Here is a 26917-nt window from a genome sequence, read left to right on the forward strand (position 1 = left end):
GCTGGGCTCAGGACGTATGAACGTGCAAGTAGTAGAACCGGGTGGTCTGGGCCGGGTTCTGGTTGTCGTCGCTGACCAGCAGGACCCGGAGTCGGCCCGTCCGGTCACGGCCTGTGACGACCATGCCCTCGATGTTGTCGAGCAGGGGATTGGGCTGGGGCTGTTTGGCCGTGGCGCCGAGGCTCGGGCAGTCGGCGATGTCGGCGAGGAGCCGCTTGTGGACGAGACGGACGCCTGGCTGCCCGGTCAGGTTCTCGATGCCGCTCGTGTCGGTGGCGCGGCGGGGGTCGGCCAGGTAGAGGCGGACGGTGTTGCCGACGCCGGCGGTGAAGCCGCGTTCCAGGACGAGGAGGCGGCCGTCGGGGGTGGCCTGCACCTCGGGGACGCCGAGGCCGGGGTCGGTGCGGTAGGCGTACTGGGCCGCGAGCCGGAAGTGGCCGTGGTGCCGGGTCCAGGTCTGGAAGCGGACGATTCCGTCGCTGTCCCCGGCGAGCGCGTCCTCCATGGAGGCGAGCAGGGTGTGGCCGCCGGGCAGGAGGGTCAGCCCCTCGAAGGTCTCGTTGGCGGTGGCGCGGCCGGCCGGGGCGACCCGGAGGTCGGACGGCACCGGGAGACGATCGAGGATCGTGCCGTCACGGGAGTAGCGGCGGACGGACGGCTCGGTCTCGGAGGTGACCAGCCGGGTGCCGTCCCGGTCGATGGCGAGCCCCTCGGAGTCGAGGGCCGCGCCCTGCTCGTCGCCGAGCGGCACGACGGCGGTGGGCCGCAGTGTCCTCGGGTCGAGGCTGAAGAGGGAGGAGCGGTCGGCCAGGGCGGCGAGGGAGCCGTCCCGGTCCACGGCGAGGGCGGAGAAGTTGCCGACGAAGGTGCCGTCGTACGTCGTCTTGTCGAGCACGTCCGAGAAGCGGTCGATGCTGACGGCGGAGGAACAGGCGTGACGTGACTGGGCGTTGGCGGAGGCCGGTCCAGCGGCGGTCAGGCAGGTGGCCGCCGCCAGTCCGGCGGTGAGGGTGGCGAGTACGGTTCTCAGGCGCATGGGCGCCACCGTAGATCGGGCGGGTGGACGCTGGGTAGACGGCGCCCTGGCCCGTCGGGGCTCAACTGGCCGCGAGATCCCGGTGGATGACCTTGGCGATGCCCTGGATGGTGGAGATGCCGTAGCTCATGGTGCTGTTGCCGTGGGTGAGGACGCTCATCATGTAGTCGTGGCCGTGGCCGGTGAACGTGCCGAGGCTGTGTACGCGCCAGCCGTGCGTGGACCGTTGCAGCCAGCCGTTCTTGACGTGCACGGAGACACCGGAGGGGGCGCCGTACGGGGTGCCCCAGCGCTGGTCGGCCTCGACCTGCCCCATCAACTTCAGGATGTACGCACGGGAGTTGTCGCTCAGCACACTGTTCTTGGCGGTGACGAGCTTGAGCAGCTTCTGCTCGTCGTTGACATTCTCCTGGGTGAGTCCCCAGTAGCCGTCGGCGCCGGGCACGGTCTTGGTCATGCCGGCTGCGGCGAGGAACCCCTTGACCTTCGTCAGGCCCAGCTGCTTCCACAGCTTGCTGGTGGCGTCGTTGTCCGACTGAGTGATCATCGCCTTGGCGAGGTCGGCCTCGGTGTCCGTCAGGTACCGGTTGTGCTTCTTCGCGTCCCACAGCAGTGCGGCGAGGACGGTGACCTTGACGGTACTGGCCGAGTCGAAGGAACTGGTGCCTTGCAGGGTGCAGGTGGTCTTGGTGGACCGGTCGTAGAGCCCGACGGCTATCGTCCCGGAGCGGTGGGCGATGGCGGCGGTGATGTCCTTCTGCAACTTGGCCGCGAGGCCGGACTTGGCGGACGTACAGCTGACGGCGGTCACGGCGGAGGCCGGGGTGGCGGCGGCGACGGCCAGGGCGGGCACGAGCACCGCGGCGCCAACTGTGGCCGCGAGCACACGCGTACGGCCCGATATCCGATATGTCACGAAGGTTCCCCCTATGGACGCTGGTCGGCGCTTGGTCGTGCGCCTCCCTCGACCCGCCGGGAACCGTGAAGGTTGCACGCGCGTTCCACGAGCGGAAGTTCGAGGGAGCATACACAGGTGCGAGTGCGGGTACGCCTCGCGGTCAGACCGGTCGACCTGAGCCTTCGGGGACGGTCAGGTACGCACCCCGGCCCTCCGCGACCCGGTGCACGTCCCGCAGCGCCTCGACCAGCCGGGACGCCAGGAAGTGGAGCTGCGCCGCGGTGGCCCTGCGATCGGCGAGCATGTCGGCGGCGTGCTCCAGCAACTCGCCCGCCATCCCGAGTTGCACGCTCTCGACGCCGTCGGCGACGCGGGAGAGGTACCCGGTGCCGTCACCGATGAGATAACAGGGCTTGCCACCCTCACCGGCCCAGGGCAGCAGGCGCGCGCTGCCCGTACCGGGGACGTCCGCGGTCCCGCCCCGCACCGGCCGGCCTCCGTACTGCTGCTGCTCAGCGCGAGCATGCCGCAGGATCCGACACCGATGCCGAACAGGGCGACGGCGCCGTAGGCCGACGGGGGTGCTCCCCGCCATCACCGCCCAAGACAGCGTGGCCGCCTACCTGACCTACTGGCTGAACAACGTCGCGTCCACCACCTCCGCGAGACCACCCACACCCATTACACGGCCGTCGTCGAGCACTACCTGATCCCCGGCCTCGGCCGGAAGAAGCTCGCCAAGCTCACCGCTAAAAACGTCCGCACCTGGCTCAACGGACTGCGGACCGTCTGCCAGTGCTGCGCACGCGGCATCGACGCCCGCCGCAAGCCCAACGCCCAGACTGGCCGCCGCCCACGCTACTGCGCACTCGGCCAGTGCTGCCGAAAGCACCTCTCCCCGCTCACGCTCGCCTACATCCACTCCGTACTCAAATCCGCCCTGGAACACGCCGTCCGCGAGGAGGAGATCCCCCGCAACGTCGCCCGCAAGATCGGAAGTCGCGACTTAGGCCACTTCCCCAGAAGCTCCTGTGCGAGCTGGATGCTCTCCTTGGCAATATCAACTGAGCCACTTGCCGTGACTCTTGGCCAGCGTCTCGTCACGAGCTCAGGGGTGAAACCCCCGCCTCCGAACGACGCATCGCACTCCCCGACGCCTGCATCACCGCCCTTGCCCAACACCACCACACCCAACAAACAGAACGCCACACCGCCGGAACCAACTGGCACGACACCAACCTGATCTTCACCACCCCAGACGGCACCCCACTCCTGCCCAGCTCCGTCACCCACCACTTCCGCGTCCTGCTCAGCCGAGCCGGAATCCGCCGCACCCGTTTCCACGACCTCAGGCACACGTGCGCCACCCTGCTCCTGGAGCAAGGCGTCGAACTCGTCGTCATCAAAGACCTGCTCGGACACGCCCACATTTCCATCACCGCCGAGATCTACGCACACGTCCGCCTCCGCCTCCAACACAACGCCATCGAAGCCCTCGGACGCGCCCTCACCGACCCAACCGGGGATGGTCCCGAAGACGACGAACCGCCCACCGACGGGACCATCGTCCACTGACGTTGCCGTCAGCGTTGCCGTCAAACCACCCCACTCACCACAGTGGCCCCACCGGAAACAACTCCGGTGGGGCCACTCTCGTGCTCTACGAACTTTGCGACAACCCTAATCTCAGAGAGATCGAAACGGCGCGTACCAGTCGCGCGGAAGTCCTTCAATCGTTTCGATGACTCCAATTTCATCATTGACGATTCGAAACGACCTGAATGTCAGCGAGTAATACTCGGCGGACATCGCTGGCATCGTAGTCTTCACAGTGAGTGTGCACTCTCCCGACGCCGTGGCCTTCAACCTTGACTCAAACCCAGATCCCGCCTCGGATACGATCTCGATCGCCTCGTCCGGAACCTGGGAGGTGTCCATCGTGAATCGCCACGTCGTGACCCATCCGCCGCCTCGGTCCGGTTCGACATGACCCCAGACCGTCTTTCGGATCTCGGCCACCGAGTAGCCGTTTCCGCTGCTCATGGCGTCAGAATCGTCAGCCACGTCATATCTCGATTCAATGTCGGGAAGGCATCTAGATGGAAGATTGTCTCATCTGGAACACCTTCACCAACGCTACGGACGGTCACGAGTCCCTGTTCGGCCAGACCATCATAGGTCGCCTGTGGCAGTCGGCCAATTAGCACCGAGGAAGGTGACTCCGGGTCAACCCGGAGGCCCCACTCATAGGCGGATTGAACTCCAGGGTCAGTCGGACCGGAAATTTGATGGGCATAGAAGGACCCTGGCCTGTTCAGCTTCCCGCCGTTCGCATTCGCCCGAGCGAGATCAGTATTCAACCCGTTATCCCGAATGTTCTGCGCATTCTTCAGCGACGTACCGTGCGCAAAATCGACAGTCGGACAGCCGCCATCGGTGTTATGCACCAAGATCGGCGTGGTGCCAGCCATCACATAGTACGTGTGGAAGCGCGGCGTGCCCTACCTGGGTTTTTGCAGGTCGGCGCGGAACTTGCCGTCCGCTGACGTCCGTTGGAGTGCGCTGACGTCCGCCTCTGTTGCCGTCAGCGTTGCCGTCAGTGGTCTATACCTCGCCACGTGGCGGGCGGCAGTCGACAACGGCGGTCGGTGGAGCGATTTTGGGCGGGAGCTGCTTTGGCGCGAGTGATCATGGCCCAGTAAGCTGATGGCGCGTCGGGCAGTCTGTGGACCTGCCCGGTAAAGCACGACGTTTGGGCCATGATCTTCGAGGCTCGCGCCAAAGTGGCTGCCTAAAATCGCGGAGCCGACCGCCCCCGGCCACGGCGTGCCCCTTTTCTCTGACGTCTGGTGGCTGCTTGCTGTGTGCGCGGCTCGGACACCGGCCGGGCTGGAGCGGGGCGGAGACAGGAGCGCAGGCCCGGCCGGGGGCCGGGCCGCGTGCGGGGAGCGGAGCGAGCCGCCTTGAACCAGTAGAGAAAGTTGTAACTCACTCGGGCCTGTGGGGCTTGAAGGCGTATGCGCAGACTGGGAGTTCGGTGCCGTGACGGTGAGCGAGTGGCACGAAGAGCACGGGGCGGATCGTCCATGTGATGCGGGTGCTGGCCTGGGTGACTGACACCGTGCAGGGTTCTAAGCGCAGGAGGGCTCGTCGGGTTTCGGCGCGGCCGTCGTGGAGCCATGCCCACACCTCGTCCGAGGCGTCTGGGTCGAGTGCCGGTGAGATGGTGCGCAGTGCGATGGCGACCCATCTGTCTGCCTGGGGTGCGGAGTAGGCGTCGAAGGATGCCCGGAGTGCCGGCCACTGCATTCCGTCGGTGAGGTCCTCGGTCCAGCACTCGCACCAGAAGCCCCGTCGGGGTTTGTCCATCAGCACGGGTGGTCTCCCCGCTGGGCGTTCACGAAGAGTTCCGCGGTGACGGTGTAGCCGCCGTCGGTGCCCTGGACGACGACCCTGTGGGCGAGGGCGCTGACCATGTCCAGGCCCCGGCCGTGCTCGGCGTCCTGGTCCTGGTGCTCGACCTTCGGGGCGCCGCCTCCTCCGTTGTCCGTCACCGACAGCGCGATCACCTGCGGCGCCACCGCCAGAGCCAGGTGAAAGCTTCCGCGTTCGCCGCCGCTGCTCGTGTGGAGCAGTGCGTTCGTGCTCAGCTCGCTCACGATCAGGGCTGCGTCGTCGGCCAGGGGCGATCCGCGCAGGATGTCTCTCGTCCAGCGGCGGGCCCGGCTGACCTCTTCCGGACATCCTGGGCAAGTCAGTCCCCAGACTCGGACTCGACTCGTATACTCGTGCATACAAGTTCCTTCGTGCTGGTAGGCCGCCATGTGCAGCGGGTTCGGGCTAGACGAGTTTCACGCCGTCGTGGGCGCGGACGGCCGGCGGGGTCATGGCGTCGAGTGCGTCGGTGACGCGGATCGCGTATGCCTCGTCGGCAAGCTCGGAGACTTCTTCGCGGGTGGCCCAGCGCAGGGCGCGGGTCTCGTCGCCGGTCGTGGGCGTGCCGTCGGCGGCCTCGCAGCGGAAGACCAGGGAGACGATCAGGCCCGTCATGTTCTTGTAGACGCCGGTCAGGGTCGCCGGAAGGGCGATCTTGATGCCGGTCTCTTCGAGGACTTCGCGTTGCAGGGCCTCGGGGATGGTCTCCTCGCGTTCGAGGACACCGCCCGGCGGCTCCCACTTGCCGTTGTCACGGCGCTGGATCAGGAGGGCACGGCCCTGGGCGTCGACGACGACCCCGGCGACGCTCACGGAGTGCGGGCGTTCTGTGCTCACGTTCCTCGGCCCTCCCGGATGGCTAGGCTCTCCACCGTAGCAACTTCACTCGCCCACTCGTCTAGATACCTAAAGGAGTACACACAGTGAGTCCTCTTTCTTCGGGCCTCCTCGGCGATCTCGACCCCACGAGCGATCGTGCGGTCTTCCGGCAGATCGCCGACCAGCTGCGCGAGGCGATCGACCGTGGGCGATTTGGCGAGGGCGAGAAACTGCCCTCCGAGGCGGAGCTGGTCGAGCACTACGGGGTCTCCCGGATGACCGTCCGCAACTCCTTCTCCGTCCTCACCGGCGAGGGCCTGGTCCACGCCGAGCACGGCAAGGGCGTCTTCGTCCGGCCCCGGCCGCCCGTGCGGCGCCTGGCCTCGGACCGGTTCGCCCGCCGCCACCGCGAGCAGGGGAAGTCCGCGTTCATCGTGGAGGCGGACGCGGCCGGCAGTCACCCGCAGGTCGACAGCCTTGAGGTCAAGGAAGAAAAGGCCAGCCAGGACGTCTCCACCCGGCTCGGCTCCGTACGGCGCGTGCTGGCCCGGCGGCGCCGGTATCTCCTGGACGGACGGCCCGTGGAGTTCGCGACCTCCTACCTCCCCCTCGACATCGCCCGCGGCACTCAGATCGCCGAACCCAACCCCGGCCCCGGCGGCATCTACGCCCGCCTCGAAGAGCTGGGCCACCGCCTTGACCACTTCGAAGAGGAGATCCGCGCCCGAATGCCCTCGCCCTCCGAGGTCAAGACGCTCCACCTGGCGGCCGGCGTGCCCGTGATCCACCTGGTCCGGACTGCCTTCGACACCGAGGGGCGGGCAGTGGAGGTGTGCGACACGGTCATGGCGGCGGACGCCTACGTGCTGTCGTACCAGCTTCCGGCGACCTGATCGTCATGGTTTGCGGTGGTGCGCGGGGGACGCTTCCTCGACTCGTACACCCCAACACGCTTACTCGTATAGACGAGTGGGCAAGTTGTGTGGCAGGGGTGATCGTCGTGAGCCCGGGAGATCGGGTTCGCAGATCGCTACATGTATAGACGAGTAGATAGGAAGTGTCCTGTGCGCACCATCCGTGTGGAGACCACCGCCGCCACGATCCTGCTGACCGAGGCCCCCGAGCCGAAGGTTCGCGACCGCCAGACCGGCGAGATCGCCAAGGACGCGGTGAGCGGTGAGGCGCTGATGACCATCGGCGTCGTCTACATCGAGGACGGCGAGTCCGCTCTGATCAAGGTCACCGTTCCCGAGGGCGGCGTGTCCGAAGGACTCGTCCTGGGCTCGCCGGTCTCGCTGCCGGGGCTCATCGCCCGGCCGTGGGAGTCCGTGTTCAACGGCCAGCAGCGTCACGGCATCGCCTACCGCGCCGCCGCCGTCACCCCGGCCGCCTTCCCGGTCAGCACCGGGGCTGCCGCCTGATGTCCGACCTGACGACACTCCTGGAGGTGGGTGGTCCCCTCGCCGCGCTGGGCGGTGGGGCCGCCTACACCCGGGCCAAGCACCCGGCGGTCTACTGGTCCGCAGTTGGCGGCCCGATGTCCACGGTCCGCCTGCTCAGCTCATACGGCTCCGTCATGGACGCCTGCGGCCTGACCGTGGCGCCCTCCCGGCTTAGGGTCCTCGCCGTCAAGGCCACCACCCGGCGGGAGATCCGGCCGGTCCCGCCCCGCCGGGGCATCCTCCGTCCCACCTCAACGGGGTTACGGCTCCGCCTCCGGCTCGCTCCCGGGCAGGAACCCGCCGACGTCGCCGCCTCGGCCGAACGCCTGCGGCATGCCTGGGGCGTCCACGCCGTCTACGTCACCACCGTCAAACCGGGCGTCGTCGAACTGCGGCTCGTCGGCTACGACGTACTGCGCCGCGTCCGGATGCCCCGCAAGACCGGCAGCGGCTTCCTCAAGATTCCGGTCGCGCTGCGCGAGGACGCCATGCCCTTCGTCCGCGACTACCGCACCGTCCCCCACCAACTCACCCTCGGCGCCACCCTGTCCGGCAAGTCCATGTACCTGCGCCACCTCATCTCCGGACTCGCCCGGCAAGAGGGTGTCGCGCTCGTCGGCATCGACTGCAAGCGGGGCGTCGAACTCGCGCCCTTCGCCGCCCGCCTCTCCGCCCTCGCCACCGACCCCGACGAAGCCGCCGAACTGCTGCCCGTGCTCGTCAGGGAAATGGAAGACCGATACGACCTGATCAAAGCCCGCCAGGGCATCGCCCCGGACACCCCCGACGAGGAGATCACCTCCGACATCTGGGGCCTGCCCGACAATCAACGCCCCACCCCCATCGTCCTGTTCATCGACGAGGTCGCCGAACTCTTCCTCACCGCAACCCGCAAGGACGAAGACCGCCGCGACGAGATGGTCACCCAGCTCATCCGCCTCGCCCAGCTCGGCCGCGCCGCCGGCATCTACCTCGAAGTCTGCGGCCAGCGATTCGGCGCCGAACTCGGCAAGGGCGCCACCATGCTCCGCGCCCAGCTCACCGGCCGCGTCTGCCACCGCGTCAACGACGAAGCCTCCGCCAAGATGGCCCTCGGCGACATCGCCCCCGAAGCCGTCTACGCCGCCTGCTCCATCGCCCCCGAGACACCCGGCCTCGCCGTCGCGGGCGACACCTCCGGCGGCTGGTCCCGCATCCGCACGCCCTATCTCTCCCTCGCCGACGCTGCGGCCATCTGTCAGGACTCGGCCGGCCTGGTCGCCGACGTCCCTGCCCTCAAGCCCTTCCGGCTCGACGTCCCCGTACGACCGCACACCCCACCCGTCCCGGTCGTACAGCCGCACCCCGTCACCGACTGACCCCCTCCCGGCCTCTTCGCGCCGCGTCCCTACCCCTCCATGCCCGAAACCGGAAGGAGTCGCATCATGCGCGCCCAGCTGGCCCGCGTCGACGCGGTGCTCGTCCAGGCGCTCATCGCCGCCGCACTGTCCTTCGCCCACCTCCACGACGTCGCCTCGGCGGCCGGACAGGACGGATGGAAAGCCTGGGCCTACCCCGTCTCCGTCGACCTGCTGCTCGTCGCCGCCTGGCGCCGACTCCGCACCGGCACCACGAAAGCCGCCGCCTGGTGCTCGCCGCCGCCCAGAGGCACCGGCACGCCACACTCTTCGAACTCGCCCTGCGCACCGGCCTGCGCAAGGGCGAACTCCTCGGCCTGCGCTGGGAAGACCTCGACCTCGACGGCGGCACCGCCACCATCCGCCGCACCCTCCAACGCACCAACAGTCGCGGCCTGGCCACCCTCCCCACCAAGACCATCAGTTCCGAACGCCGCATCGCACTCCCCGCCTCCTGCGTCACCTCACTCCGCGGTCACCGTGAGCACCAGGCAGAGGAGAAGGAGGAGACGGGCTCAGGCTGGCATGACACCGGCCACGTCTTCACACGACCCGACGGACACCTGATCGAACCCGCCACCCTCACCAAGCAGTTCAACGCCCTGCTCCGCGACGCCCATCTACGGCCGATCCGATTCCACGACCTCCGCCACTCAACAGCGACACTCCTCCTGGAGCAAGGCGTCGAACTCGTCGTCATCAAGGAACTGTTGGGCCACGCCCACATCGGCGTCACCGCCACCGTGTACGCACACGTCCGCCTCCGACTGCAACGCCAGGCCATCGACCTCCTCGATCGGGCGCTGCGCAACCCCTCGGACGCCACCGCCGAGCCCGATGACGGTGACGACCTGCCGTATTGTGCAGCACCCGTCCACTGACGTTGCCGTCAGCTACTGCCGTCAGACGCCTACGGAGCCCCACTGGAGGACAATCCAGTGGGGCTCCGTGTCATGGATCGAATACTTGCCAGAGATTCTCAGCCCTCCCGACGAGGTCGAGATCAAGCGGTATTCATCAGAGGGCTAAGACCTCTCACCTAGGTCTTTTCCGGAGCCTGGGAGTGACAAGTTGAAAAACTGATACACAGCAGCTTTCTGGCGCTCCACAGAGACTACTTCGTACGGCTTGGCGGCGGCGAAAATGTCTACCTCCCCCCGCCGATCTACATCTCTCGTTAGCACCCTGGCCACGCGACCGAGCTCCATCTGTCGCTGCATTCCAGAAGGAAACACATCAGATCGAGCACCCTGACAGCATAGGAGCAATCCGCGTGATTCCAACACGAGTCGAGCATCAATCAGGCAGCTGAAGAAGTCAGATCCAGAAAACTCCTGGATTGGGCCACCTTCGACTGACATCTGAAGATGCGCATCCGACTCCGAGGGAAGAAGTAGCACTACAGGGACCTCCTCCCCTTGGGCATCGACCGCAACGAGAGAGGCTCTATCCATTGCCCCCACCTCCATAATTTGGATTCGGGAGCCACTCCCCCGAGCCTTCAAGCCAACAGCCTCGTATGTAGCACGAGTCTATTCCGTGGGGAACTGCTAGCTCCATCTCGTGGGCATCCACGTTATCCGGAATAGCCCCGTTGACATCTACCCCGCCAGAAATCCCTTCCCGGTCAATCACATAAGTATTGCCGCGCCTAGTCAGCGCATGTGACTTTGAAGTCGTCGTGGCCACATATCCCGACTCTTCAGTGTAGACACCGGAAACGCCGGCGACATGCTCCTCAAGGTTCATATTGCCACCCTTGGGCTGGAATCCCTCATCGAAGATGACATTGGCGTTGCGCGTGTCACTCCGATAGACGGTTTCACCATGATCGGGTCCGCAAGAGTTGTGGACCAAGATCGGGACGCCGCCCGCCACGACATAGTACGTATGCGGGCCGGGGTTACCTGCAAGTTTGCTGGTCAGTGGGTGATTTGAAAGTCGCCGGTGATTCGGGCTCGTGCGCTGGAGTCTGCTGGTGTTGTCGTCACTACTGCTGTCAGTGGTCTGTACCGACTGGGGAATTCCGGGAATTCCGAATGTCTGTCAAGCGGCTTTGTCGTGCGGGGTGAGGCTGATGGTCAGGTCGGCGCCAAGGGCCTGAGCCAGGCGGCGCAGGAGGGGAAGCGTGGGCACGGTCCCACCGCCTTCGAAGCGGGAGATCTGCGGCTGCTTCATCCCGCACCGCTCGGCCAACTCGGCCTGGGACAGCCCGAGCTCGATGCGCCGGTCGTGGACGAGTTGCCCGAGCTCACGGGCGAGCGCGGAAGGCGGGCCCTGCATGGATCCTCCCCGCCTCAGGCCGCTGGGGCGACGATGGTGACGGTGGGCTCGTCTCCGCCTGCGAGGTGCACGTCCACCGTGAGGTCCAGTGCCCGGGCCAGGCGCATGATGACCGCGATGGGCGGCAGCTCGGTGGCCGTCTCGATGCCTTCGATGTCATCGACGCCGACGTGCATGCGCTCGGCGAGGTCGGCCTCGCTCAGGCCCAGCTGCTTACGCCGGTCGTAGACGGCCTTGCCCAACGTCATAGCGAGACCCGCCTCTTCGTAGGCCCGGTCGTACTCGGGGTCAGCGTCCAGGTGTTCGCCCAGCAGTTGGCGGTGGCGACGGGTCCTCCATTCACTGTGGTTCATCGGTTCTCCTTGAGGTTGCGGCTGTAGAGGTCGTGCTCGGCAGCGGCTTCATGCTCTGCCTCGCACAATCGCTGTGCGACGTGGGCACGGTCCACTTCGGCGTGCTCGCGCATCTTGGTCTTGCGGAACACGGTGAGTAGCACGACACGTCGGCCGGGCGCCAGCCAGTAGGTGATCCGCTGATGGGAATCGCCGAGTCGGAAGCGCAGCTCGCGGAGCTTGCCGCCCAGGTGGCGGGAGTGCGGTTCGTCGAGCGTGGTGGGTTGCTCGGCGAGCAGGTCGGCGACGCGTTCGGCCTGCTTGTAGTGATAAGCGGGAATGGTCTCCAGCCACAGCCGCACCTCCGGCTCGATCTCGATCGAATACCGCCCGCTCTCCATAGCGTCGATGATATATCGCACGGGGCGTGAGAGGACGACCTCTGACTCAGGTCGTATGCCGTCGCCGCGACCGCAGCCGCTCCTGCGTCGCACACCCTCGCCGTTCTCCCCCCTTCGTCCTGATGGCACGGCGCCACCCGCAAATCGGCTGCAACCTGCCGAGGCGCCCGTCCTGCTAGACCGTCTACCGCTACGACACCTATCAGCTCATCGCCGCCGGACTGTGCGGCGGCAAGACCCTCCCCGCGAGTGTGAGCGCACCCGGGCGTGTTCGCCACCCTGACCGCACCCGACTTCGGGCCCGTCCACAACCGAACTGATACCCGCCACTGCCACCCCGGCCACGCCCACCCAGATGACGACCCGCTCCTCGGCACGCCGCTCGACCCGAACGCTCACCTGCGACGCGAGACAGCCAAGGTGGCAGGTCTGATGCAGCGGGCTCTGCGTGACCAAACCATCAGCTCCGAACGGCCCATCGCCCTGTCGGCTTCCTGCGTCACCGCGCTTCGCGCACACCGCGCCCGGCAAGCGCAGGAAGAGGAGGATGCAGGCTCGCGCCGGCAGGGCAACGGCCACGTCTTCACGCGCCCCGACGGGCGCCCGATCGAACCCGCCACCCTCACCCGCCACTTAACTCGCTGCTGCGCGACGGAAAGCTACGACCGATCCGGTTTCACGACCTCCGCCACTCGACGGCAACTCTGCTCCTGGAGCAAGGCGTCGAACTCGTCGTCATCAAGGAATTCCTCGAACACGCTCACATCGGCGTGACCGCGACGGTCTTCGCACACGTACTCCTCCGCCTCCAGCGCCAAGCCATCTACCTCCTCGGCCTTACCCTCGGCACCCTCCCCGAGACTCCTGGCGACCTGGATGACGGCGACGAGACGCTACCCCTTCCGACACCTTGTCCGCTGACGTTGCCGTCAAATACTGCCGTCAGACACTCCAGAGGCCCCACCGGAAAGAAATCCGTCGGGGCCGCTGACGCAATTACGGAAGGCTGCTAGTAAGATTCAAAGATCGGTTCCATTGACGGGAACCGTCGCGGGAAAATAGGAACAATAATTGCGCGACCTAGGACCTTGGCCAAGAATCCCGACATGTCACCTGAGAATTCGAACCACTCTTCACCCCGAGGCTCCTTAACGAGAACAGTCCATGTGTCGGGAGCATCGATGTCCGCACGCCTCCAATAGAGTACGTCTCCATTGTCCGTTCGACCGAAAGCGAGCACTTCCGCTGGATCGTCGATCCGATACGGAATTGACTCACCGGCGTCCCTCAGATACCTGAGCGCCCACAACGACTCGCCAACTTGAGTAGGAAGATCAATGGCACCCAATTCACTCGACGGCTGATAGATGTGAATGAACTGCGCGAAGCAGCCCGGGCCGTATCGCCGAACCATCTCCTTATAGTCGGCGGGCAAGGCGCAGCCAATCAGGTGCTCGACAGCCTGCCAGTCGACTTCACCGAGCTGGACACCCGGGGGAGGCGACACGACAGACGCTAGTTCGTCGATACTCACGCTACCTCCTGTTCAAAATTGTGACATTTAGACTGAAGCCTCCATTGCCATACGCCGAAAGGGTTACGGCACGCGGCACTAGATTACTTCCCTCATATATAGGAGTGACCGAGTATTGGACAAATTGACCACCTTCTACGGCTAGTCGAACTTGCCTTTCAAAGCCGCTCATGATGGGAGTATTCACGGGATTCTGAAGAAGCGTTACCAAATTCTCTGGAATATCACCAGAGCCCCCGAGTTGCCTGCCAAGCAAGTGTCCACGCGCCTGATCTCCAATTGGACGCCCTCCGGTGAATCCCGGCGGACGAATGCTAGCGTCTGCTGGTGTACCTTCCCCAATCATTGGGCGACTAATGGCAGCGGACATGCCCTGAGGGCGCCCCAAGGCGTCCAGCCCCGCAAATTGTACGCTGCCGCCCCACGTCGGATCTGTTTCGCAGCCCTTCGTGTTATGGACCAAGATCGGCGTGGTCCCCGCCACGACATAGTACGTGTGGAGTTGTTGGACGGTCAGGTTCCACCGGTTGGCTGTGCCCGGTGTGGGGTGGGCCGAGATGACGTGGGCGTGGTGGTGCGTGGGGGTGTTGAGGGCGTCGCCGGGGTGTAGCTTTCCTGCGGGGACCCAGGTGTGGGTGGTGTCGTCCCAGAACGGATGGTTCGCCGTGGTGTGGAGCGTGGCGGTGTGACCGTCGGGGGTGCGGACGGTGAGGTCGAGGAGATCGTGGTCGTGGTTGATCCAGATGTGCTGGACAGTGCGGGCGCCTCGGTGCTTACCGGTCCCTGGATCAGCGGCCTCGACCCTGTCGCCCTTCTTGATCTTCCCGATCGGCTTGGTCTTGCCGCCGGACATGAGGACTGGCGTACTCGGGGCGAAGCTGCATTTCGGGTTGCCTCCCCCGCCAGAACCGCTACGGCCCGTCCCCGAGTTGCCCGTGCCCGGGTCGTCCGCGGTGGCTGCCGCCCTGCGTGAGGCGGCCGCCTCGTGCTGGGCGTCGGCCTTCTTGGGGGCAGCCGCGTTCGTGCCTGCCGAGTCGCTCGTCGACTCCTTGCCCGCGCTGGAAGCGGCGGCCTCGTCGCCGGCTCCGCCCGAACTGCCGGAGGCGTCGTGCGGCGCCGGCTCGGCGGCGGACTTGGGTGCCGCGTCCGCGCCGCCTCCCGCAGCGGGTGAGTCTCCTTCTCCGGCGCTGAACCCCCCGCCTTCACCGCAGCCCACAGCCGCACAGTCCGCGCCGTACAAGCCTCCGACCGCGCCTACGGCGTCTGCCGCGGCAAGGACGCAGCCGGCCGCCAGGACGACCGTGTCGGCACACGCCACGGCGACCGGCTCGATGGCTGTCTGGACGACGGTCACGACGACGACGGTCACGACTACGGTCTTGACGACGGGCAAGGCCTTCTTGAAGTAGTGCCCGGTACAGCCCCAGAAGCCGTGGCAGCCTCCGCTGCTGTGCTTGTGCTGGCCGCTGGAGGTGCTGGTGTCGTACACCTGTTCGTAGGCCTTGTCGTTGGCCTCAGCGCAGGCGGCGTCGCAGCCACCGTCGCCGCCCGGGTCCATCTCCTCGACCAGCCCGCTCGGGTCGGAAGAGGAGGCGGGGTTGTCCCCGGCGTAGGTGTAACCGCCCATCTGGTTGGGGTCGCCGGATTCGAAGAGCGGGTCGGGGGTGAGGAAGCGGCCGGTGACGGGGTCGTAGTCGCGCGCGCCGAGCAGGCTGAGGCCTGTAGTGGCATCGGCAGGCTGGCCCAGGAATCCGTGATTCTCGTCCGGAGCCACCCACGAGGTGGGCTTGGTGCCTCGTGGGTTGCCCCAGGGGTCGTAGGCGCGGCGGGTTACGGCGAGGGTGGCGGCGTCGACGGCCGTGACGGCGGTCCCCTGCCCGTTGGCTATCTGGTATTTGACGTCGCCATCACTGGAGACCGTCACGGTGGTGCCGTCGGGCCCGGTTAGGTTACGCAGTCCGGTCAGAGTCTTGGTACTGACGGTGAGAGTGATCTGCTCGGCACCGCCGAAGAGGTACAGGACGCGGGTCTTGTCGGCGCCGTCGACGGCGGCGGTCTGTTCCAGCAGATTGCCCTGGGCGTCGTACAGGTACTTGCTCGTACTGGTATGGGTGCCCGAGGTCGTGGCGACCGTGGCGGTACGGCCCTCGGCGTCATAGGTGAAGGTCTGGCTCTGGCCGGCCGCTACGGCGCCGGTCGCGGCGCCGCTCCACTTCTGCCCCGCGCTGCCGCATGCGGCCAGTGTCAGTTGGGTGCCCGCTGTTGCGGACGCCTTCGGGTCGGTCAGGCACTCGGCGCTGTTCGCCTTGCTGGTCACGGACCCGGTAGCCGTGAACTTCCACTGCTGCGTGGCGTCGCTCTTGCAGGTGTCGAGCACGACGTGCGTGCCGGACGCGGTCGCGTTGGCGGTCGTGTCGAGGCAGAGTCCGAGAACGCGAACCGTGCCGTCGGTGCCGATCGTCCACCGTTGGCTGGTCGCACCGCTGCACGTGTTGATCTGAACCTTGGCGCCTGCCGTCGTGGAACCGCTCGCGTCCTCGACACACCGCTTGCCGCCACCGGAAATCGTGAACGCGCTGGACAACGGGCCGACCGAAGTCACCTTCCGGCTCATCGTGTCGCCCGCGTTCGCGGCACCGTGATCGGGATCGGCATAGGACGTACTTGTCGTCGAGGTGCCGTTCGCCGGGCTCGTGGTGGTGGCCTTTCCGGCCTGATCGGGCAGTGCGGCGCTCGTGGTGCCGTCCGTACCGGGATAGCTGATGCTCTGGGTTCCGTCGTTGAGAGCGTTGCCGGAGGTGTCATGGCTGACCATGCCGGTGCGGTCACCGAGCTGGTCGTAGGTGTACGTCTGCCAGTAGGGCGCCGGACCACCCACGGTGGTCGTCTTTACCGGGGCCGAGGCCGTCGTCTGCACTCGATCCGTGGTACAGCCGCCGACCGCGCCGACCGTGGCCGCGGCCGGGTCGGTGATTCCGGCGGTGTCGGTCCACGCGGCGGTCAGACGCTGGAACGAGTCATAGGTGAAGCACTGGGTGTCGTGCGTGGTGTTGTCCTGCAGGTCGTCGATCGCGGTGAGTTCGCCGGCCTGGTCGTAGCGGAGTTTGCTGACGTCCAACGCGGTGGCGGACGTCTGCACCATGCTGCTGGTCTGGGTGACGCGCCCGGTGGTGGCGTCGTACTGGGCGAAGGTAGCCATCTCCTTGCCCACCCGCCCGTACACGGACTGCAGCACACGCCCGAACGCATCGTGCACGACATCGTCCAGGTAGGCGGGCGTGTTGGCGTTGTTGATGAAGCCGCCGATCCCGTCGAGGTTGCCCTGCTGGGTGTAGCCGTAGTCGATGTCCTCCTCAGGCAGGTTGCCGTCTGCCTGGTAGTGCGTAGAAGACAGAAGCCCCACGTTCGGGGTGTAGCTGGCCGTGGTCGTGTAGGTGACCGTGCCGGACGATGGCGCACTGGACTGTCCCGCGGCGGCGAAGCCGTCGGCGGCCGGGACGGTCAGCGTGGTGGCCGTCGGCTGGTATGCGGTGTTGTAACCGGTGACCGCCTGCGTGTACGCCTTGCCCGAGGCGCCGCCGACGTAGCGTGTGGCTGAGGTCTCGTACCCCTTCTCCAACGTGTCGTACACGTGCGAGGCGAGCAGCTTGCCCGGATCGGGACTGGCCGACCAGGCGGCCGCGTACTCGGCGGTGGGGCGGTTGTCCCAGTCGTAGGCGAAGGAGAGTTCCTGCCCTCGCGGGTCCGTGGTCTGCAGGAGGTTGCCTGCCACGTCGTACTTGTCGTACGTGGTGGTGCCGGTGTTCGGGTCGGTCTGAGTCGTCTTCTGGCCGAGCAGGTTGTAGCTGTACGACCAGGTGTTGCCCGCGCTGTCCTTGATCGACTCGACTTGGCCTGCGGGAGTGTAGGTGTACCGCGTGGACGAGTCGGCGGCTGGAACCGCGCCGGACGTGCCCTGCTTCCACAGCAGGGAGCCTGCGGAGGAGACGACGGCCACGGTGGAGTCGTTCCGGATCTGGAGCGTGGCGTTGGTGGTGGCGGTGAGACCGGTGCTCCACAACTGGGTCGCGGCGGTGCTGTAGACGGTCAGGTTGCCGTCCGTGCCGAACTTCGCCCAAGCGCCCGGCTTGCCGCTGGTGCCGGAGGACCAGATGGTCTTGCCGGTGTTCAGCGCGGACAGCACCAGGTTGCCGTCACCCTGCATGGTGAGGCGCACGCTGTCAGAGGTCAGCGAGGTACCCGACGGGATCACCGAGCCGCCGTGCAGCGTGACCGTAGAGCCGGTGTTCTTCACCACCGTCTTGGTGGTCTGGCCGACGGCATCGGTGTATGTGGCGGTGGAACGGCCGCCGGTCGGTGCCGTGCTGTCGACCTCATCGGCGCCGGGGTAGCTGGTGGAGCTGTGCCACTGCTCTACAGCCTGGTGCCAGAGGGTCTGCCGCACAGGCCGGCCTTGGCCGTCGTAAGCGGTCGTGGTCTCCGAGGGGATCTGGTTCTCGTTGGCGGCGTAGAGAGTGGTGGAAGGGAAGTCGTTCGGCTCCGAATAGGCGGCGTACGACGCGGTCTGCCAGCCGTGCGAGTCGTAGAAGGTGTCCGAGATGACCCGACCGGAGTTCGAGTCACCCATGGCGGTGGACTGCGTCTGCCGGGGCTGCAGCATGCCGTCGTAGATCGTGACGGCAGTGGCGTACGAGCCGTCCTCGCGCAGCGTCTTGGAGGTGACCGCCGTCGGCGCACCGGGCTGCGTGACAGTGCCGCCGGGCGCGGGCACGGCGCCCGGGTTGATCGAGTAGGTGAAAGTACTGTCGGGGCTCTGCCCGGCCGACTTGTCCCGACCGGGCAGCCACACCGCGGTCCGGCGGCCGAGCGCGTCGTACGTCATGTCGGTCTTGCGGCCGTTGGCGTCAACGCTCTCCAGCGGCAGCCCTCGCAGGGCGTCGAGGGTTGATTTCACCACCCAGCCCTGGCTGTTGGTGGAGGCTTTCGCGGTGGCGTTGGTGTTGTCGCCGGCGCTGCTCCAGGCTGGGGTGAAGTCGGTGTGGGTCTTCTGCCCGGTGGCATCGTAGGAGTCGGTGATGCGGCCGGCTCCGTCGTATTTCGTGGTGGATGTGGTCCGCCAGTTTTCCGTGCTACCGGAGAAGCTGGTGGCAGTCTGGGTGGCGGTGGCCTCGCCGAGGGCTGTGACTTGTCCGAAGGCACCGAGCCCTGACGGTGTGCCGTCTCCCGCGTAGTAGATCTTCTTGTCCGCCAGGAGGGTCGTTGCGCTGGGCGTGGTGCCGCAGGATCCGACCACCGAGGTGACCTGGTCGGGGTACGACAACATCATCTTGTTCGAGGCCGGTGGGCCGGCGTACGTGGTGGTGGCGCACTTCTCCTGCTTCGGGTCGGTGCCGTCACCGTGCCCGTTCACCGTGGAGACGCGGCCCTCGCCGTCATAGGTGACATCCGTCTTCGTATGCCGCCAATCGCCGTTCGCGAGCAACTGGTATTGCGAGGAACCACTCGACTTGATCCGGTGCGCGACCAGGTCGGGCAGGGTGGAGGAAGCCGGCTTGGTGCCACCGGGGTTGTCCTCCTGGGTCCAGGCGGACCAAGGCGTCTGGTGGGCGGATGCCGTGGTGCTGAAGTTGAAGGGACCGTTGACGCTGACGCCGTCAACGGTGCCGCCGGCCCGGGTGTATGTCTCGTCCATCAACGCGGTGCCGGACAGCTGATCGGAGTCCGGAACGCTCAGCACGGTGCTGCCGCCGACCGTGGCGTCGGCGGTGACGGAGCGGCGGGTACCGTCGGCCTTGTAGTCACCGTCCATGCCCTGCAGATAGGTGGTGGTCTGCTGAGTGACGGGTTCGGGTGCCTGCCCCGTGCGCACGGTGACCGTACGGAAGCCGCGGAACTGGTCCCAGGTGCGGTACTGGTCGTCGGTCAGAGCCGAGTCGTCACGGTGCCAGGCAGGGCCGGCGTAGCTGTACCGGGAGATCTGGGTCTCCGAGCCGGCCGGGTTGTTCTGCGCGTCCGGCTTGTACTGTCCCGCGATCGTCAGGTCGGAGGTGGCGACGCTGTTGACGGTTACCTTGTTGAACCAGTCCGCGATCGGCTTCGACGCTCCGGGGACGGTCCAATAGACGGGGTAACAGGAATCTGTGTTGCTGTCGGCATGTGAGAGGGAGAGAGTCTTGCCCGCGCACGGCGCCGAGTTGTACTCCACCGCGATCGACTCACCGGTCTCCGTCTGCACGCTGGACATGCGGGGCCGGTACAGCGGCGGGGCGGACGGCGAGTCGTCGTTCACCCTGTTGTCGATCTCGGTGCCGGTGAACGACACCTGGTTCAGTTTGATGTCGCTGTTGTCGTTGTCGTACGTGTCTTTGCCGGTGTGCTGGACTGACTGCAGCCACATGACGGCCTGGAGCATTCCGGCGTCCTTCGGATCCACCGTGGTGCCGGTGACCGGGTCGACCGTGCCCCCCGCGTCCGAGTAGACCTGGCCCAGTTGGTAGGAGTCGACCGCGGTGAGTTGGTCGCTGGCCTTCACATGGACCTTGGTGGTGATGGAGTCCAGCCGGGTGGTGGTCCAGAAGCTGGGGCCCGCAGTGACGCACACGTCAGCGGGAACCTTGGTGGCACCGTCCGGCAGTTTGGTCTTGTCCGTCGCGTCGCAGTGCAGGTCCCAGGGCACGTCCGGCCAGTGGGTGGCCGTGTCGTCCTTCAGGTTGCCGGCGCTGCAGTCGGTGAAGGCCGTGGTTGTCTGGCAGCGCTGGGCCAGACCGAAGTCCACCTCGGCCGCCGGGGTACGGCCCGCCTTCTCGTCCGCGAGCGTGTATCCGTAGGAGATCAGCGTGAGAGCGCCACCACGGGTGTACGACACCAGTGTTCCGGTGTCGTCCGGGTCGTCCGTCGCGGCCGCCTGCCCACCACCGAGGTCGTAGTAGTTGCTCTCGCTGGTGTAGTCGTAGCGCTGCACGAAACCGTTGGGCGCCACCACGAAGTCGAGGTTCCACCGCCAGCCTTCGGCCTTGTCGCAGCGGGACGCGGTGCCCTTGGCGTCGTCGTGGCAGGGATCCGAGGAACGGGGGTGCAACACCGGCACTCCCCATGCCGAGTGTGTGGAGGGGTCGCCAGGACCGGACGGCATGGTGGCATCGGTGCCCGCACCGCTGGGGGCGTGGTCGGCACCGAAGTAGGCCGCAGTGCCGTCGGTGGTCAGGACCCGGTAGTAGACGCCGTCGTGGAGGCCGTTGTCAGCGCCGGACAGTTCCTGTACGACCGTGCCGTCATCGCCTTGCAGTCGCCACTGCCGAATCTCGCCGGTGACGCCGGTGTCCACTCCGTCGGGCACCAGCACGCCCGAATGCGAGCCGAAGGAGAGTGTGGCGTTGTCGCCGCCCCAGCACTCGTCCCCGGACCCCTTGACGAGCTTCTTTCCGTCAGAGTCCAGCAGGGTTCCACAAGCGCGGTATCCGCGCTGCACATAGCCGACCTGGTAACTCCATCCGTCGCCGACCCAGGATGCCTGCGAGTTGCGGGCGGTGGTCTCGCCGTCCACGGACTGCGAGTCGTAGCTGAGGCCCACCGACGGGGCGTTGCCCCCGATCGCGGCGGGGACGGAGATGGGATAGGCATAGGTAAAGGAACCGGTGGCAGAGGCCTGCCAGGTGCCCGCGGCCGACAGGGTCGTCGCTCCGTAGTCGCCCTGGGAACCGGAGGTGCCGGAAGTGACGGCCAGCGCCGTGGTACCCGCTGTGCCGACGGCCATCGGCGCGGTACGCATCGACATCGTCTTGGGGCCGTCGGATCCCTGTTCCGTGTCCGTGCCGTGCGTGCTCGGCACGGGATCGGGGAAGGCCGTCCCTGTCGTGGATGTGGGGCCGCCCTTGTCCCCTGTTGGCTTGGGCGTTGCCGTGCTGCGGTCCGGCTTCGAGATCTTGCCGCTGCTGCCCCCGCGCTGCTGGGCCGCGGAAGTCCCTCCCAAGGTGATGGTCGCTGTCAGCTGGCGGGCGGTGGGACGGTTGGTGAAGCTGATCGGGGTGCGCTTCTGGCACTCCACTCGCTCCGGTGTGGTGAGTGCACAAGCCGGCAGTTTCACGACCCGGAGCCGGGAACCGTAGCCACCACCGTAGGCCCTGGCGATCTCGGAGTAGTCGATGACCACCTTCACCCGGCCGCCCGAGGCCAGGCCGCCGGGCGTGCTGACGCCCAACAGCATGCCGTTGGCACCCGCCTTCAGCGACTGAGCGTGTGACGCGGTCCGCACGCGCACCTTGGTGGCGTTGTGTTCGTGACCGAGAGGCGCGATCCAGACGGGCAGTGCGCCTGCCTTGACCGGCTTGGTCGTCCCTCCGGCGTCGAGGGCGACCGTCGCGGTACCTGCCTCGGGCCAACGAGGGGCGCGCGCCTCGTACATTCCCAGCGGCTTGTACCCCTTGGGGTGCTTCCCGATCGCGGGCCGCACGGTGTGCTCCCCCACGGCCGGGATCACGGGCAGCTTCTTCGGCCTCCACACCGAGCCGTCGAAGTGGAAACCGCCGTGATGGCCGAACCCGTCATCCGTGTGGCCGGGCAAGAAGCCGGGCGTGCCCAGGCCCGTGGCGATGGCTACAGGCAGGAGCAGTGCCAGGAGCGCGACGGGGATCACCCACAGCCCGAGCCCACCCAGCAGTCTCCGATGCCAGACACCCGCGAACCATCGCCGTCTGCCGCTCACGCGTAACCCCCCGCGGACGGCCCTGACCGGCCGTCACTCAGTCAGATCACACGTGCGCGTGATCGAGCGGAGACTAGGTTCGTTCATGATCACGCCTCAAGACCCTTTGCCATATACGTGAAAAGACCGTGCCGCAACTTGGAAGAGAGTGTGTAGTTTCTGTACCGAAATTGATCACTTACCTCATGGCAAACGGGCTTCCCCCGACCCGCTGCCCGCGAACAGAAGGAAGCCCGCCACGTGTTGAGACCGCCTCGGCGCACGCTCAGACCGTCAGCAGCCGCACGCCGCTGGGCTCTGCTCACGACAGCACTGGGTGTGTTGATGTCGCTCGCACCCCAGAGCGCCTCCGCCGACGACTCCGCGGACCCGCCATCCGACCCGCTGCTCGCCGCTCAGACACAGGCCATGAACACGGGCAATTCCGTCCCTGTGGACACGCTCACCACCGAGGTCTCCACCACCCAGGCGCTTCCCGACGGCACCTTCACCAACATCACCAGCGTGCTGCCCACCCGGATCCGCAGGGACGACGGTGACTGGATACCTGTCGACGCCACCCTGACCGCCGACGGGCACGGAGGTTACGAGCCCAAGGCCACACCCAACCACGTCACGCTCTCCGGAGGCGGTGACGGCCCGTTGGTCAGCCTCACCCACGCCGACGGCCCCGGCATGTCGCTGAGCGTGCCCTTCACCCTCCCGACACCGAGCGTGAGCGGCGACACCGCGGTGTACGCCTCAGTACTGCCAGGTGTCGACCTCTCCGTCTCCGTCACCGACCAGGGCGGCTTCAGCGACGTGCTGATCGTCCACGACGCGGCAGCCGCCGCCGACCCCCGGCTGAGGAAGCTCTCGCTGGCCGCCGACACCCGCGGCCTCGACCTGGCCACCACCGACTCCGACAGTATGCAGGCCACCACCTCGGACGGCGGTCTGGACTACACCAGCCCTCAGCCGCTGATGTGGGACTCGGGCTCCAAGCCCGTCAGTGCCCCGGAGCCCGGCCCTGTGGCCGGGCTGGTGTCCACCGTGGACGGCCCCGGGCCCGGGGCCGACACCAAACCCGTCGCCATGACCGCCGACGACCAGGCGCTCACGCTGACCCCCGACGCCGGCATGCTCAGCGACCCCGACACGACCTACCCGGTGTACATCGACCCGTACACCAACCCGGTCACCTCCACCGCGGGTCACTTTACGGAGGTCTACTCCAACTCCGCCTGCGACAACGCTCCGCAGTACGACAAGGCACAGACCAACGGGCAGGGCGCGGGCTACCAGCGGTGGGGCGGTCGCTGTGGAGCCGGAGTGGAGCGCTCGTACTGGGCGATCAACACAAGCGGGCTGCACTCGTCGTTCGTCGTCGACGACGCCTACGTGCAGGTATCGACCACCTTCGCCGCCAGTTACGACTGCACACACAACCAGCCGCTCACTCTGCACACCACGGACGCGATCAACTCCGGCACCGACTGGCTGTCACGCCCCCTAACCCACGACTCAGCGTTCCCGCCCGAGACCGACACGGTGCCGAGCGGCGCCAACTCGGGTAGCTCGTGCAGCAACAGCACCGCCACCTTCCACGTCGGGAAGCAAGCCCAGAAAATCGCTGATCACGAGGGCAACGGCTACGACGCGGCCGGGAATCTCGGCGCCGGCACCAACACCTGGACGATCGGCCTGTACGGCAACGAGTCCGATTCCTCGAGCAACGATGACTACCTCCGCATGTCCACCACGCTGACCCTGCACACCAAGTTCGACATCCCGCCCGGCGTCCCCAGCAGCCCTCACACGACCCCGTCCGCCGCTGGAGCCTCGGCCGCATGCACGACCAGCAGCCCAGGTTGGATCGGCGCCACGACGTACTCGGACGCCGGTAGCGAGATCACTCTGCACTCCACCGTGACGACCAGCCTGTCCGGCGAGAAGGCGCGAGCGCACTACAGCTTCTGGGACCGCACCGTTGATCCCGACGGCGACGGCAACGGCACCGTTGTCTCGACCCCGGACAGTGGGTGGCTGGCCTCTGGCACCGACGCGGCGATGAAGATCGGCGCGCATCTGAAAGACGGCCACCAGTACGGGTGGGACGTCTACGCGGAGGACGATTCCAGCTCCGGACTGAAATCATCGCTGTCCGAACACTGCTGGTTCAACACCGACTTCTCCGCCCCGCAAACCCCTGAGGTGGCCGACAACCCCTCCTTCCCGCCGGTCGGCTCCGGTCCCGCCGACCCCGTCGTCTATGCCGGGCCCGGCAAGACGGCCGACTTCACCGTGGCAGACACCGACAGCCCTGCAGGCGACACAAGCTGTGTCCCCAATGCCTGCAAGGCCAGCGGAATGCACTCATTCCTGTGGCAGCTCGACTCACCGCCGAGTGCCGCCGACGGTCACAGCACCGCCATCAGCGGCACCGACAGTCAAGGCAGGTCCACGGCCACCCTCCATGTGCCCATCACCAACTGGGGCGTGCACACCCTGTACGTGGCCGGAGTGGACAAGGCAGGGAACATCTCCGAGAGCCCCTACGGCTACACCTTCACTGTCCCCTGGAACCCCGCGACGCCCATCAAACCCGGTGACATCTCCGGTGACGGAGTGCCCGACCTGCTGGCCACCACCCAGACCGGCGACCTCGACCTGATCCCGGGGAATCAGGACCCGGGCCAAGCTCCCGCCCCGGCCCCGAGTGGAGCAGTCACGGGTATACCTCCGGCGGTCACCGGCCCCGCCATCGTGGCGACCAAGGACGACTCCCCCGACGGCACCGGCTGGAACACCTACCTCATCGCACATCGAGGCAACCTGCACGGCTCGGATGTCGACGATCTCTTCGCCTACAAGAACCACCAGCTCTACGTGGTCAAGAACGACCTGGACCCGGTCGACGACGCCTCGTTCCCCCGCGCGCCCTACTCCACCGTCGGTGGCTTCACCGGCCGACGGTTCGACGTCGTACCCAAGGCAGACTGCGCCCCCGCCACCGTGCTGGCTGATGACACGCGCTGTCGCAGCACCGCCTACGACGGCGACAGCTGGAATATCAGCCAACTCATCACCCCTGGCAACGTTTTCGGCAACACCGACGGCTACCCGGCGGTTATCACCGTCGAGAACAGTGAGCTGTGGATCTACCAGTCGGACGGAGGCCGCGAACTCAGGAACCCGATCCTCCTAGGGGACGGCGACTGGTCGGGGCAGACTCTGATCGCTGCGGGAACCGTCGCGGGCAAGCCCGTCCTGTGGTCCCGCGACAAATCCACCGGGGCCCTCTACAGCTACCCGCTTACCGTCGACCCCGAGACGCTGGTGCCCTCGCTGCTCCACTCCACGAGCCATAGCGTTCTGCCCCTCACGCTGCCGCCCTCCGACTTTCCCGTGGCTGTCTCGCCCGGCGACATCAACAGCCCCGCCGGCGCCACCTCCAGCGGCCCGGACGGTCTGCCCGACCTCTACGCCGTGGACCGTTCCGGAAGGCTCGTCGAATACAACTACCGCGTGAATGCGGCGTCCTCGTCCACCTACGACTTCGCTCCAGGAGTCACGCTCGGCTCGGTCACGGACACAGCCACGCATCTCTGGAAGCTAAACGAAGGCAGCGGCGCAACCGGAGTTGACAGCACCGGCTTCTCAGACGCCACCCTCGCCGGCGCCTTCGCCTGGACGACCGACACGACCCGGGGCACGGTCCTCGGCCTGTCCGGCACCACCGGCTACGCCTCCACTACGTCATCGGCTGTGAACACGTCCGGCAGCTTCAGCGTCTCCGCGTGGGTCAAGCTCGACTCGCTGTCCGCGAACAGTACGTTCGTCTCCCAGGACGGCACGAAGAACAGTGGGCTCCAGCTGTACTACTCGTCCAACGTACACGCCTGGGCCTTCGGCAGGCACAGCACCGATCAGAGCGACGCAGTCTGGCGTGCTGCTTACGGCGGCGAGCCTGCCAAGGGCAGATGGACCCACCTCCTGGGCGTCTACGACGTATCCGCCAAGGAAGTGCGCCTGTACGTCGACGGCAAGCTCGCCGGAACCAATGACTGGAAGTACCCCTCCTGGAACGCCACAGGTCACTTGCAGATCGGACGCGAGATCGCCTCCGGCACCTATGGTGAATACGCCACCGGCGCCATCAGCGATGTGCGCGTTTACCCAGTGGCTCTTCCCGCAGCGGACGCCACGGCAGGCGGTGACTCCCCCAAGGTCGCGCAGCTCGGCTGAGGGCACGAATGGTGGTCATCGAGGCCCGTCCCGGACCCTCCGGGACGGGCCCGTTTCGATCGGCGACGCCGACCGGCTCGTGGAACCTCCTCATGCGCCTTCGGTATCCAGAGGCGGCTCCGCTGAGTCGAGCAGGTGCCTCGGCAGTTTCGAACTCCCGCGAGCACCACGATGCCTATGAGACGCCCTTGGTCGTCGAAGTCGAGATTGATCATGCCGTCGACGTCCACCGGATCACAGGGATACGTGCGAGCCGACCGCGCACAAGCCGGAGGTACGAAATACACCTACGCTGCATCCACCGTCTTGTCGTAGGTGACCGTGACGTCTGCCATAGTCGGCGCGCTCCCTTGAATGATCGAGGCCGACCTTGGCCGTGCGGTGTCACCTCGGCCCGGCCCGTCCGAGGGGT

18 protein-coding genes and 6 pseudogenes are annotated in these 26917 nt (G+C 66.7%); 10 read left to right on the forward strand and 14 right to left on the reverse strand.

Going from position 1 to position 26917, the window contains the following annotated elements; genetic code table 11:
• Nucleotides 1–7 precede the first annotated feature (7 nt).
• The 3 genes from ABZ854_RS06985 to ABZ854_RS06995 form a co-directional block, all read right to left on the reverse strand.
• The gene (locus tag ABZ854_RS06985) at nucleotides 8–1036 is read right to left on the reverse strand and encodes an esterase-like activity of phytase family protein (RefSeq protein WP_361205472.1); all 1029 of its coding nucleotides are present in this window, start codon (nucleotides 1034–1036) and stop codon (nucleotides 8–10) included.
• Between the two features lie 61 nt (nucleotides 1037–1097).
• Nucleotides 1098–1922 (reverse strand): serine hydrolase, encoded by an 825-nt coding sequence (locus ABZ854_RS06990; protein ID WP_361205737.1) that lies wholly within the window; start codon nucleotides 1920–1922, stop codon nucleotides 1098–1100.
• Nucleotides 1923–2094: 172 nt separating this feature from the next.
• On the reverse strand, nucleotides 2095–2421 hold the full coding sequence (locus ABZ854_RS06995; protein ID WP_361205475.1) for a hypothetical protein: 327 nt from the start codon (nucleotides 2419–2421) through the stop codon (nucleotides 2095–2097).
• Nucleotides 2422–2518: 97 nt separating this feature from the next.
• Between ABZ854_RS06995 and ABZ854_RS07000 the strand changes: the two are divergent.
• A pseudogene (locus tag ABZ854_RS07000) lies at nucleotides 2519–2928 on the forward strand (site-specific integrase); the annotation flags it as partial.
• Between the two features lie 122 nt (nucleotides 2929–3050).
• A pseudogene (locus ABZ854_RS07005) lies at nucleotides 3051–3509 on the forward strand (tyrosine-type recombinase/integrase); the annotation flags it as partial.
• Between the two features lie 111 nt (nucleotides 3510–3620).
• On the opposite strand, the gene ABZ854_RS07010 reads toward ABZ854_RS07005, so the two are convergent.
• The 5 genes from ABZ854_RS07010 to ABZ854_RS07030 all read right to left on the reverse strand — a co-directional run bounded on the left by ABZ854_RS07010 (nucleotide 3621) and on the right by ABZ854_RS07030 (nucleotide 6182).
• Nucleotides 3621–3977 carry a hypothetical protein gene (locus tag ABZ854_RS07010; protein WP_361205478.1) on the reverse strand — a complete coding sequence of 119 codons (357 nt, stop codon included), beginning with the start codon at nucleotides 3975–3977 and terminating at the stop codon, nucleotides 3621–3623.
• On the reverse strand, nucleotides 3974–4405 hold the full coding sequence (locus ABZ854_RS07015; protein ID WP_361205481.1) for a hypothetical protein: 432 nt from the start codon (nucleotides 4403–4405) through the stop codon (nucleotides 3974–3976). The genes ABZ854_RS07010 and ABZ854_RS07015 overlap by 4 nt, the downstream gene beginning before the upstream one ends.
• A 517-nt stretch (nucleotides 4406–4922) precedes the next feature.
• Nucleotides 4923–5303, reverse strand: coding sequence for a hypothetical protein (locus ABZ854_RS07020; RefSeq protein ID WP_361205740.1), 381 nt, complete (start codon nucleotides 5301–5303; stop codon nucleotides 4923–4925).
• Nucleotides 5303–5728, reverse strand: coding sequence for an ATP-binding protein (locus ABZ854_RS07025; protein WP_361205483.1), 426 nt, complete (start codon nucleotides 5726–5728; stop codon nucleotides 5303–5305). The genes ABZ854_RS07020 and ABZ854_RS07025 overlap by 1 nt, the downstream gene beginning before the upstream one ends.
• A 46-nt stretch (nucleotides 5729–5774) precedes the next feature.
• Nucleotides 5775–6182, reverse strand: coding sequence for an NUDIX hydrolase (locus ABZ854_RS07030; RefSeq protein WP_361205743.1), 408 nt, complete (start codon nucleotides 6180–6182; stop codon nucleotides 5775–5777).
• A 110-nt stretch (nucleotides 6183–6292) separates the two neighbouring features.
• Here ABZ854_RS07030 and ABZ854_RS07035 point away from each other — a divergent pair, with 110 nt between their 5' ends.
• The 5 genes and pseudogenes from ABZ854_RS07035 to ABZ854_RS07055 all read left to right on the forward strand — a co-directional run.
• Complete coding sequence (locus tag ABZ854_RS07035) at nucleotides 6293–7081, forward strand: GntR family transcriptional regulator (RefSeq protein WP_361205486.1); 789 nt, start codon at nucleotides 6293–6295, stop codon at nucleotides 7079–7081.
• Between the two features lie 171 nt (nucleotides 7082–7252).
• Nucleotides 7253–7609 (forward strand): hypothetical protein, encoded by a 357-nt coding sequence (locus tag ABZ854_RS07040; RefSeq protein ID WP_361205489.1) that lies wholly within the window; start codon nucleotides 7253–7255, stop codon nucleotides 7607–7609.
• Nucleotides 7609–8988, forward strand: a complete 1380-nt coding sequence (locus tag ABZ854_RS07045; protein ID WP_361205492.1) for an FtsK/SpoIIIE domain-containing protein — start codon at nucleotides 7609–7611, stop codon at nucleotides 8986–8988. Before ABZ854_RS07040 ends, ABZ854_RS07045 begins: the two co-directional genes overlap by 1 nt.
• Nucleotides 8989–9054: 66 nt before the next feature.
• A pseudogene (locus ABZ854_RS07050) lies at nucleotides 9055–9261 on the forward strand (DUF2637 domain-containing protein); the annotation flags it as partial.
• Nucleotides 9243–9908: pseudogene (locus ABZ854_RS07055) on the forward strand (site-specific integrase); the annotation flags it as partial. The pseudogenes ABZ854_RS07050 and ABZ854_RS07055, both read left to right, overlap by 19 nt.
• Before the next feature lie 565 nt (nucleotides 9909–10473).
• Here ABZ854_RS07055 and ABZ854_RS07060 read toward each other — a convergent pair.
• From ABZ854_RS07060 to ABZ854_RS07075, 4 genes and pseudogenes are all read right to left on the reverse strand, one after another.
• Nucleotides 10474–10905 carry a hypothetical protein gene (locus tag ABZ854_RS07060; RefSeq protein ID WP_361205495.1) on the reverse strand — a complete coding sequence of 144 codons (432 nt, stop codon included), beginning with the start codon at nucleotides 10903–10905 and terminating at the stop codon, nucleotides 10474–10476.
• 168 nt (nucleotides 10906–11073) lie between these two features.
• A pseudogene (locus ABZ854_RS07065) lies at nucleotides 11074–11295 on the reverse strand (helix-turn-helix transcriptional regulator); the annotation flags it as partial.
• Between the two features lie 29 nt (nucleotides 11296–11324).
• Nucleotides 11325–11663 carry a helix-turn-helix transcriptional regulator gene (locus ABZ854_RS07070; protein WP_361205498.1) on the reverse strand — a complete coding sequence of 113 codons (339 nt, stop codon included), beginning with the start codon at nucleotides 11661–11663 and terminating at the stop codon, nucleotides 11325–11327.
• A complete protein-coding gene (locus tag ABZ854_RS07075; protein WP_361205500.1) occupies nucleotides 11660–12043 on the reverse strand; it encodes a type II toxin-antitoxin system RelE/ParE family toxin in 384 nt (127 codons plus the stop codon). The genes ABZ854_RS07070 and ABZ854_RS07075 overlap by 4 nt, the downstream gene beginning before the upstream one ends.
• Before the next feature lie 167 nt (nucleotides 12044–12210).
• Here ABZ854_RS07075 and ABZ854_RS07080 point away from each other — a divergent pair.
• Both ABZ854_RS07080 and ABZ854_RS07085 read left to right on the forward strand, forming a co-directional pair.
• Nucleotides 12211–12496 (forward strand): annotated as a pseudogene (locus ABZ854_RS07080) (replication initiator); the annotation flags it as partial.
• 257 nt (nucleotides 12497–12753) lie between these two features.
• A complete protein-coding gene (locus tag ABZ854_RS07085; protein ID WP_361205745.1) occupies nucleotides 12754–13056 on the forward strand; it encodes a hypothetical protein in 303 nt (100 codons plus the stop codon).
• Here ABZ854_RS07085 and ABZ854_RS07090 read toward each other — a convergent pair.
• Together ABZ854_RS07090 and ABZ854_RS07095 are read right to left on the reverse strand one after the other, a co-directional pair.
• Entirely contained in the window at nucleotides 13053–13577 is a 525-nt protein-coding gene (locus ABZ854_RS07090; RefSeq protein ID WP_361205503.1) for an SMI1/KNR4 family protein, read from the reverse strand. The two genes, ABZ854_RS07085 and ABZ854_RS07090, sit on opposite strands and share 4 nt — an antisense overlap.
• A 1-nt stretch (nucleotide 13578) precedes the next feature.
• Complete coding sequence (locus tag ABZ854_RS07095; RefSeq protein ID WP_361205506.1) at nucleotides 13579–22278, reverse strand: ricin-type beta-trefoil lectin domain protein; 8700 nt, start codon at nucleotides 22276–22278, stop codon at nucleotides 13579–13581.
• Between the two features lie 324 nt (nucleotides 22279–22602).
• On the opposite strand from ABZ854_RS07095, the gene ABZ854_RS07100 reads away from it, so the two are divergent.
• Nucleotides 22603–26505, forward strand: coding sequence for a LamG domain-containing protein (locus ABZ854_RS07100; RefSeq protein ID WP_361205509.1), 3903 nt, complete (start codon nucleotides 22603–22605; stop codon nucleotides 26503–26505).
• Nucleotides 26506–26917: the final 412 nt, after the last annotated feature.

It is taken from the genome of Streptomyces sp. NPDC047028, assembly GCF_040644095.1.
In the GTDB taxonomy this organism is placed as follows: domain Bacteria; phylum Actinomycetota; class Actinomycetes; order Streptomycetales; family Streptomycetaceae; genus Streptomyces.

Bases quoted from the DNA above. Each gene is read 5' to 3' on its own strand.
- ABZ854_RS06985 (WP_361205472.1), bottom strand. From the start codon at position 1,036: ATGCGCCTGAGAACCGTACTCGCCACCCTCACCGCCGGACTGGCGGCG.
- ABZ854_RS07010 (WP_361205478.1), bottom strand. From the start codon at position 3,977: ATGAGCAGCGGAAACGGCTACTCGGTGGCCGAGATCCGAAAGACGGTC.
- ABZ854_RS07015 (WP_361205481.1), bottom strand. From the start codon at position 4,405: ATGGCTGGCACCACGCCGATCTTGGTGCATAACACCGATGGCGGCTGT.
- ABZ854_RS07020 (WP_361205740.1), bottom strand. From the start codon at position 5,303: ATGGACAAACCCCGACGGGGCTTCTGGTGCGAGTGCTGGACCGAGGAC.
- ABZ854_RS07025 (WP_361205483.1), bottom strand. From the start codon at position 5,728: ATGCACGAGTATACGAGTCGAGTCCGAGTCTGGGGACTGACTTGCCCA.
- ABZ854_RS07045 (WP_361205492.1), top strand. From the start codon at position 7,609: ATGTCCGACCTGACGACACTCCTGGAGGTGGGTGGTCCCCTCGCCGCG.
- ABZ854_RS07070 (WP_361205498.1), bottom strand. From the start codon at position 11,663: ATGAACCACAGTGAATGGAGGACCCGTCGCCACCGCCAACTGCTGGGC.
- ABZ854_RS07075 (WP_361205500.1), bottom strand. From the start codon at position 12,043: ATGGAGAGCGGGCGGTATTCGATCGAGATCGAGCCGGAGGTGCGGCTG.
- ABZ854_RS07100 (WP_361205509.1), top strand. From the start codon at position 22,603: ATGTCGCTCGCACCCCAGAGCGCCTCCGCCGACGACTCCGCGGACCCG.